This is a genomic window from Citrobacter sp. RHBSTW-00944 (assembly GCF_013615435.1).
In the GTDB taxonomy this organism is placed as follows: Bacteria; Pseudomonadota; Gammaproteobacteria; order Enterobacterales; family Enterobacteriaceae; genus Citrobacter; species Citrobacter braakii.
The window spans coordinates 1-5,103 of sequence record NZ_CP055420.1; the positions used below are offsets into that span (position 1 = coordinate 1).

At 47.0% G+C, this 5,103-nt stretch carries 5 protein-coding genes; 2 read left to right on the forward strand and 3 right to left on the reverse strand.

Annotated elements, in window-relative coordinates; all coding sequences use genetic code 11:
* Positions 1-1,028: 1,028 nt before the first annotated feature.
* Positions 1,029-1,310: a hypothetical protein gene (locus HV334_RS25110; protein ID WP_069970478.1), complete on the reverse strand. Its 282-nt coding sequence runs from the start codon at positions 1,308-1,310 to the stop codon at positions 1,029-1,031.
* Between the two features lie 138 nt (positions 1,311-1,448).
* Here HV334_RS25110 and HV334_RS25115 point away from each other — a divergent pair, with 138 nt between their 5' ends.
* Complete coding sequence (locus HV334_RS25115; protein ID WP_069970477.1) at positions 1,449-1,991, forward strand: hypothetical protein; 543 nt, start codon at positions 1,449-1,451, stop codon at positions 1,989-1,991.
* A 243-nt stretch (positions 1,992-2,234) separates the two neighbouring features.
* On the opposite strand, the gene HV334_RS25520 is transcribed toward HV334_RS25115, so the two are convergent.
* The gene (locus tag HV334_RS25520) at positions 2,235-2,351 is read right to left on the reverse strand and encodes a replication initiation protein (protein ID WP_345943289.1); all 117 of its coding nucleotides are present in this window, start codon (positions 2,349-2,351) and stop codon (positions 2,235-2,237) included.
* Positions 2,352-3,663: 1,312 nt separating this feature from the next.
* Positions 3,664-4,062 carry a HigA family addiction module antitoxin gene (locus HV334_RS25120; RefSeq protein ID WP_224706373.1) on the reverse strand — a complete coding sequence of 133 codons (399 nt, stop codon included), beginning with the start codon at positions 4,060-4,062 and terminating at the stop codon, positions 3,664-3,666.
* Between the two features lie 213 nt (positions 4,063-4,275).
* Between HV334_RS25120 and HV334_RS25125 the strand changes: the two genes are divergently transcribed.
* Entirely contained in the window at positions 4,276-4,551 is a 276-nt protein-coding gene (locus tag HV334_RS25125) for a type II toxin-antitoxin system RelE/ParE family toxin (RefSeq protein WP_094544860.1), read from the forward strand.
* Positions 4,552-5,103 lie beyond the last annotated feature (552 nt).

Here is a 5,103-nt window from a genome sequence, read left to right on the forward strand (position 1 = left end):
GGTTCGTGCATACAGTCCAGCTTGGAGCGAACTGCCTACCCGGAACTGAGTGTCAGGCGTGGAATGAGATAAACGCGGCCATAACAGCGGAATGACACCGGTAAACCGAAAGGCAGGAACAGGAGAGCGCACGAGGGAGCTACCAGGGGGAAACGCCTGGGATCTTTATAGTCCTGTCGGGTTTCGCCACCGCTGATTTGAGCGTCAGATTTCGTGATGCTTGTCAGGGGGGCGGAGCCTATGGAAAACCGGCAGCCCTTAAGTCTCTTCTCACACTTCATACCTCCACGCCCTTTGATTGATCCCGTAACGCTCGCCGCAGAGTCATGACCGAACGCAGTGAGCGAATGACCGAGGAAGCGTAATTTCTCCGGTGGCTGCTTAGGCTCCTGTCGCTCCGTACTATCATCTTTCACCACTTACGTTTTCTGCACGTATTGATGCGGACAGGAAATGTCTTGTCATTACCGCCGCTTTGCGCCAGTGACAAAATCAGCGGGACAAGATGTGTTTTTGGAGTACCGCCGACACTCCAGAATGTTTCATCAGGCGCCGCCCGATACGCTGAATTTCGTACGTACGAAATTTCTCTGCTGTTGAGATCTAGGGCAGGATTCGCAAGAGGGTGGCGGATGGCACCGTATGCTGCGATGCAGGATAGGGCAAACGCCGCAAAATGACGTCATTTGCGGCGTTTGCCCCGAAAACAGAATGTTTTCTCCTGAGCCTGCAGCTGGCTCTCTGAACCCCTACCGCCTCGCAAAGCTCGTTGCTCAACGCCTCACGATCGCACAGTAAACTGCGCGCCCGTTCACCGTTATAGGAAATGACCGTTTCCTGCGAAAAAGCGGCCTTAGTGACAACATACGCGTGAAACTGCCAGCCATTCACTTCTGTGCATAGCCATGCAGCCGGTCAGAAATCATCAGGGGCGTTTTTCAGGGGTATGGGTGGGGAAAGGTGCCGAAAATCGGCAGGGGGCCGCAGAAACGCGCTGAGAGGCTCTCAGGCGGTGCGCCCAAGAGATGTTATGGTAAATCAAGTGATATTCCTTTAACACCAATCCTTTCTGACTCGGAAACAGCTCCGTCTATACTTTTGAAAATGCGTGGTTTGTAAGGTTCTCGAGCACTGCTAAGAATGAGGTTTTCACCGTTCCAATCTGAGTTCTCGCCTGCAAATATTATTACATAGCCATCTTCTACCCTAGTGATGACAGCATTGTCGATCATCCCAGCCTGAACGCGTAATTTGGCTTGGGAGGACATGATGTTATTTGTTCCGTTAATTCCAGAAAATTTTGCTTTCATTATCCACCTTGAGTATTAATCAACGATAATGGATATCGTATCAATTTTTTAATTTGTGTCAATTTTTGTTTTCTTTTGTGTAAAGTAGTGGCTTAGTTGTTCAACATTGAGATGTGATGGCTAACTCTAGGGGGAATTATGTTTGGATTTTTGAAGAAAAAAGTACAAGAGGAAACTCCTGATACTTTTATTGTTGGAGGGCTTCTGTTCCTTGTGCCACGTAAGCCAGATGACATGGATCCTATAATTAATGGACTTGTTGGGCAGGTTGAAAAGCGACTCGTAAGCGAGATTGGAATTTATCAATTTTTTATGGAAGAAATTGATGCAGCAGGACAGGGTAATGACACTGCCAGAATGCTTGAAAAACACTCTGGTTTTTATCCGATTGAATATAAATATGCTTTATCACAACCTTCTGAAATGGATGCTGAAAATAGCGCTCAGAGCTATCTGAATAATGATGTAAGTCCAGTCCTCATTGGACATTTTGGAATGGATATTGCGACAGAATGTCGATGTGACATCGTTGCAATTATTTTGAACAAGCATCGGGTGTTGATTGATCAAATCAGGAAGAAAGTGGCAATTGCCAATCACAATCATTTTGTAACGCAGGGGGATTTTTCTTCCGCCGACAAATGGATTCCAGTACTGGATTCATTACAGGGAACATCATAAATGTCATTGACATCGCTCCCTCAAAGAAAGGATCTTCTTGAGATCATTTTTTTCTGCGCGTAATCTCTTGCCCTGAAAACGAAAAAACCACCTGGGGAGGTGGTTTGATCGAAGGTTAGGTCAGTTGGGGAACTGCTTAACCAGGTAACTGTCTTGTGCGAGACGAGTCACCAAAACTGTCCTTCCAGTGTAGCCGTTCTCAGGCTCCCACTTCAAGAACTCCAGATAAATCTCTCGCACATCTCAGTTACCAATGGCTGCTGCCAGTGGCGTTTTTTCGTGTCTTTCCGGGTTGGACTCAAGACGATAGTTACCGGATAAGGCGCAGCGGTCGGACTGAACGGGGGTTCGTGCATACAGTCCAGCTTGGAGCGAACTGCCTACCCGGAACTGAGTGTCAGGCGTGGAATGAGATAAACGCGGCCATAACAGCGGAATGACACCGGTAAACCGAAAGGCAGGAACAGGAGAGCGCACGAGGGAGCTACCAGGGGGAAACGCCTGGGATCTTTATAGTCCTGTCGGGTTTCGCCACCACTGATTTGAGCGTCAGATTCTGTGATGCTTGTCAGGGGGGCGGAGCCTATGGAAAACCGGCAACACCGCGGCGTTTTTTTCCCTCTCATCGTCCCTCATGGCTTCATCTTTTGATGTGCCTGTTCCCTCCGCTCGCCGCAGCCGAACGACCGAGCGCAGCGAGTCAGTGAGCGAGGAAGCGGAATATCTTCGGCCTCACGTCCGGCACCTTACACTCCGTAACTGCATTTTTTCATAGGATGCAGGATAGGGCTAACGCCGCAAAGTGACGTCACCTGACGTTCCTGGATTACAAAGGTTAAAGCAGCGGACAGGAAATGTTTTGTGCCCACAGCTATGCTGGCTTATTCACAAAACAGCGGGACAATATGTGTTTTTGGAGTACCGCCGGCACGCCAATGACTCCTGGTCAGGTTCCGCCCGAAACCGTATGTTTGCTATCTTTTTGCTACCTGTTTGCTACTTGTTTGCTATCTGTTTGCTACTTGTTTGCTACCGCTACCCTCTGCTGTGAAAAGAGTCAGGCACGTTAGCGATGTATACATCGCCGCGCCGCAAGGGTTCCCCTTCCGAATCCCGTTCATCTCTGCGCGCTGATCACCCCAGGTTAAATCCGACCCCTTTGGCAATAAATCCTGCCATGCCTGACGGCCTGGCCAACGCCTCACGGCCGCACAGTAAACTGCGCACCCGTTCACCGTTATCAGGGTGGTTCATGATGGCTTTCAGGGCGCTCGCCGGATTTTAGCCGCTAAAATGGAGGCCAGGCATGTCTGTGCATAGCCATGCAGCTGCGCAAAAATCATCAGGGGCGTTTTTCAGTGTTTGGGATAGGGAAAGGTGCCGGAAATCGGCCGGACGCGGCAGAAACGCCTTCAGGCCGTCTCAGCGGTGCACGCAACGGATGTTATGGTAAATTCTCTAGGTAAGCATAGAAGGGGGCTGGCTATGAAGTTTGGGGTTAGTGAAGAGGATATACAGATCACTATCAATGGTTGATACAGGCTCAACACCCGCTGTTTAAGCATCTTCAGGAATAACGATGCTGCCTTAGGTCTTCACATAAATACACAGGTGTAGAGACAAAAAGCCCCTATGGTTAGGAGCTTTTCTTTACCTAAATGAAATATCGTTTTTAGATATTTTCATAAAATTCATGGACCTGTTTTTCAGGAGCATCCAAGTTCCGTGGGCGGTAAACCACCTCAACTTCTTCAAGATTTACTTTATCTTGAGCACGATATAAACCATATGCTATTTGCATTTTCATCCAAGAGTCAGCAGAACGCCCTAAGGCTTTTGATAGGCGTAATGCCATTTCATAAGAAAGGTCAGCTTTTTGGTTTACTAACCGGCTAACGGTTGATGTATCAACACCAAGCTTTTCTGCAAACGTTCCTATTTGAAGCTCTAACGGCTCTAAATATACTTCGCGGATAAACTCGCCGGGGTGCATAGGTTTTTGCAATGTAAACATGCAACCTCCTAAATACTCTGATTTTGCGCCTTGCGCAACGCGCAAACCTATTGACATAAGCAATCCATTTGTGATAAAATGGATTAGTTAAGGGTAATTTTTTTCTTAACGTTAACAGTTTGGTTCTTCTGTTTTGTTCTTGTAGTGACTATCTGGCAGTTCTAAAGCTTCGCAGGCGTAGAATACTACCTATAAATAGAACATAGTCAAGAAACTTTACTAAACAAGAAGAACTTCTAAAACATAAAAATTTTCATATGGAGAAGTTCAATGATTAAAAATTTTAAATCCAAAAAACTAAAACAATTTAACAGTGGTGATACAAGTAAGGTAGCACAAGCGCATAAAAAGAAAATAGAGATTATCTTAAACGCTTTAGATACCGCTACTTCAATAAATGATCTTGACCTTCCTGGTTTGGATCTTCATTCGTATGCTGAATATACCCCAACCCGCTGGTCATTAAAGGTGTCGGCGAACTATCGTATTTTCTTTGAGTGGGATGGTGCCAACGTCCGTAATGTGGATTACGACGATCCACATTAATCTCAGTTAAATCAACGACTTAGGTCATGGGCTTGAATCACTAAAGTGATTCAAGCCCATGAGGCTATTATATGGTTTTTTTTTATTAAGTCAATGGCTTGGTAAAGATAATTTCTTGAGATTGAGTGGGACGCAGAGTATCTTTAATCCTGAAACGAAAAAACCACCTGGGGAGGTGGTTTTTCGAAGGTTCAGCAAGTTGGGGAACTTCTGAACCGTGGTAACAGGGTGTACAAGACCGCTGCCACCAAATACGTCCTTCCAGTTTAGCCGTAGTTAGGCTGATACTTCAAGAACTCTGCATTAGTAATCTCTTGTACACCCTCTTACCAGTGGCCGCTGCCAGTGGCGATAAGTCGTGCCTTTCCGGGTTGGACTCAAGACGATAGTTACCGGAAAAGGCGCAGCGGTCGGACTGAACGGGGGGTTCGTGCATACAGTCCAGCTTGGAGCGAACTGCCTACCCGGAACTGAGTGTCAGGCGTGGAATGAGATAAACGCGGCCATAACAGCGGAGTGACACCGGTAAACCGAAAGGCAGGAACAGGAGAG